Here is a 2,774-nt window from a genome sequence, read left to right on the forward strand (position 1 = left end):
GGGTTGCCGGCCAACGGCCGGCACCACCCGGGCCTACTTGCTGCTGACGTACTTCTCGCGGCGGATCTGCGGGTTGCCCAGGCCGGCGGCCTTCAGCAGCTCGGCGCAGGCATCGACCATGTCCGGGTTGCCGCACAGGTAGGCGATGTCGGTGGCCGGGTCCGGCGTGAAGCCGGCCAGCGCCTGCTGCACGTAGCCGTGCTGTACGTCCGGGTGCGGATCAGCCGGGAGTTCACGCGACAGGCACGGAACATAGCGGAAGTTCGCGTACTTTTCGGCGAAGCTGTAGAAATCTTCGCTGTACAGCAGCTCGCCCGGGCTGCGCGCGCCCTGCAGCAGCACGATCTGCACGCCGCGTTCGGCCATGGCCTTCTCCAGCAGCGGCAGCATGGAGCGGTACGGGGTAACACCGGTACCGGTGGCGATCAGCAGGTAACGGGCGTTGTGGTCACCGGGATTCAGGCAGAACCGGCCATAGGGGCCGGACGCACTGATCTGGCTGCCCTGCTCCAGCGCCTCGAACAGGGCCGTAGCGGCGCCGCCGGGCACGAAACTGACCGCGATGTCCACCGCCTCGCCCGGGCCCAGCGCATGGTCGTGGATGGTCGCCAGCGAGTAGCTGCGCTTGGTTTCGGTGCCGTCGGCGTAGCTGAAATGGACCTGGATGAACTGGCCGGGCTGGAAATCCAGCGGCTGCCCATCGTCACGCACGAACTGGTAGTGGCCGACGGTCGGGGCCAGCATGCGGCAGCCGACCAGCTTGAGGGGGAATTGAACAGGCACGACTTTTCGGGACAGTGTGTAGCCGGGGCAAGCCCTCGGGGTCTTCTATAATAGCCCCTCCCCGCCCCTCTCCAGCGCCAGCCCATGGGCGCGAAGGCTTCGAGCTTGGCATTCCAGAACGATACGGCGCCCGCCCTGCGCGTGCGCGACCTGCGCAAGACCTATGACAACGGCACCCAGGCCCTGAAGGGCGTTTCCCTGGAAGTGGCCCCGGGCGACTTCTTCGCCCTGCTCGGCCCCAACGGGGCGGGCAAGTCGACCCTGATCGGCATCATCAGCTCCCTGGTCAACCTCAGCGAGGGCCAGGTGGAGGTGTTCGGCAGCGACCTGGTGCGCAACCGCAGCGCCACCATGCGCCTGATCGGGCTGGTGCCGCAGGAGATCAATTTCAACCTGTTCGAAAAGCCCTTCGACATCCTGGTGAACTACGCCGGGTTCTACGGCGTGCCGCGCGAGGAAGCCGAGCAGCGCGCCGAGGAAGAGCTGAAGCGCGCGCACCTGTGGGAAAAGGCGCAGGTGATGAGCCGCACGCTGTCCGGCGGCATGAAGCGCCGGCTGATGATCGCCCGCGCGATGATGACCCGCCCGCGCCTGCTGATCCTGGATGAGCCGACCGCCGGCGTGGACATCGAGATCCGCCGCGACATGTGGCGCGTGCTGAAGGAGATCAACGCTGCCGGCACCACGATCATCCTCACCACGCACTACCTGGAAGAAGCCGAGTACCTGTGCCGCCACCTGGCGATCATCAACCATGGCCAGATCGTCGAGCAGGGGCCGATGCGCACCCTGCTGGCCAAGCTGGACGTGGAAGGCTTCCTGCTGGACATCGACGGTGACCTGCCGGCGCAGCTGCCGGTGATCGAGGGCGCGACGCTGACCGCGCCGGACCCGCACACGCTGGACATCGACATGCCACGCGCGATGGACCTCAACCGCGTGTTCGCTACGCTGAACGAGTCCGGCATCCGCGTGCGTTCGATGCGTACCAAGAGCAACCGCCTGGAGGAGCTGTTCGTGCGCCTCACCGGCAACATGGAGAAGCCTGCATGAGCACCACCGAGCTGACCGACGGCCAGCGCAACCGCATCGCGCTGATGACCATCGTGCGCCGCGAAGTCGCCCGCATCATGCGCATCTGGGGCCAGACCCTGGTGCCGCCGGCGATCACCATGACCCTGTACTTTCTGATCTTCGGCAACCTGATCGGGTCGCGCGTGGGTGACATGGGCGGCTACACCTACATGCAGTTCATCGTGCCGGGCCTGGTGATGATGAGCGTGATCCAGAACAGCTACGGCAACATCAGTTCCTCGTTCTTCGGTGCCAAGTTCGGCCGCCACGTCGAAGAACTGCTGGTCAGCCCGATGCCGAACTGGGTGATCCTGTGGGGCTACGTGGCCGGTGCCGTGCTGCGCGGCCTGATGGTCGGCGTGATCGTGCTGATCATCGCGATGTTCTTCACCCCGGTGCGAATCCCGCATCCGATCGTGATGCTGACCACGGTGATCCTCGGCGCGACGATCTTCTCGCTGGCCGGATTCATCAATGCGGTGTATGCGAAGAAGTTCGATGACGTGGCGATCGTGCCGACCTTCATCCTGACCCCGCTGACCTACCTGGGTGGCGTGTTCTATTCGGTGAAGCTGCTGCCGGGCTGGGCCGAAGCGGCCACGCACGCGAACCCGATCTTCTACATGGTCAACGCGTTCCGCTATGGCCTGCTGGGTAGCAGCGATGTGCCGCTGCCGGTGGCCTACGGCCTGATGATCGGTTTCGTGGTGGTGCTGACGGCGCTGGCCCTGTGGCTGCTGCGCCGTGGCGTGGGTATGCGCAGCTGAGACCTGCGTGGTAGTGCCGGCCGCTGGCCGGCAATTCCACGTGCGGTCAACGCGCGTTCGGTACTTCGTAGCCCAGCTTGCCGACCTGTTCCGGATGCTGCGGCACGCGCTTGAGCTTGTCGGTGTTCACGCCGTACTCGTCGCGCAGGC

Annotated in this window: 3 protein-coding genes; 2 read left to right on the forward strand and 1 reads right to left on the reverse strand. The window is 65.7% G+C overall.

The features are described from left to right. Nucleotides 1-33: 33 nt before the first annotated feature. Nucleotides 34-783: a ferredoxin--NADP reductase gene (locus ABGA94_RS18570; RefSeq protein WP_375367902.1), complete on the reverse strand. Its 750-nt coding sequence runs from the start codon at nucleotides 781-783 to the stop codon at nucleotides 34-36. An 84-nt stretch (nucleotides 784-867) separates the two neighbouring features. Between ABGA94_RS18570 and ABGA94_RS18575 the strand changes: the two genes are divergently transcribed. Together ABGA94_RS18575 and ABGA94_RS18580 are read left to right on the forward strand one after the other, a co-directional pair. Then, the gene (locus ABGA94_RS18575) at nucleotides 868-1,836 is read left to right on the forward strand and encodes an ABC transporter ATP-binding protein (protein ID WP_134956275.1); all 969 of its coding nucleotides are present in this window, start codon (nucleotides 868-870) and stop codon (nucleotides 1,834-1,836) included. Further along, nucleotides 1,833-2,624 (forward strand): ABC transporter permease, encoded by a 792-nt coding sequence (locus ABGA94_RS18580; protein WP_005420226.1) that lies wholly within the window; start codon nucleotides 1,833-1,835, stop codon nucleotides 2,622-2,624. The genes ABGA94_RS18575 and ABGA94_RS18580 overlap by 4 nt, the downstream gene beginning before the upstream one ends. Nucleotides 2,625-2,774: the final 150 nt, after the last annotated feature.

The sequence above is a fragment of the Stenotrophomonas sp. 3diitr2024 genome, from assembly GCF_042136455.1.
In the GTDB taxonomy this organism is placed as follows: domain Bacteria; phylum Pseudomonadota; class Gammaproteobacteria; order Xanthomonadales; family Xanthomonadaceae; genus Stenotrophomonas; species Stenotrophomonas sepilia.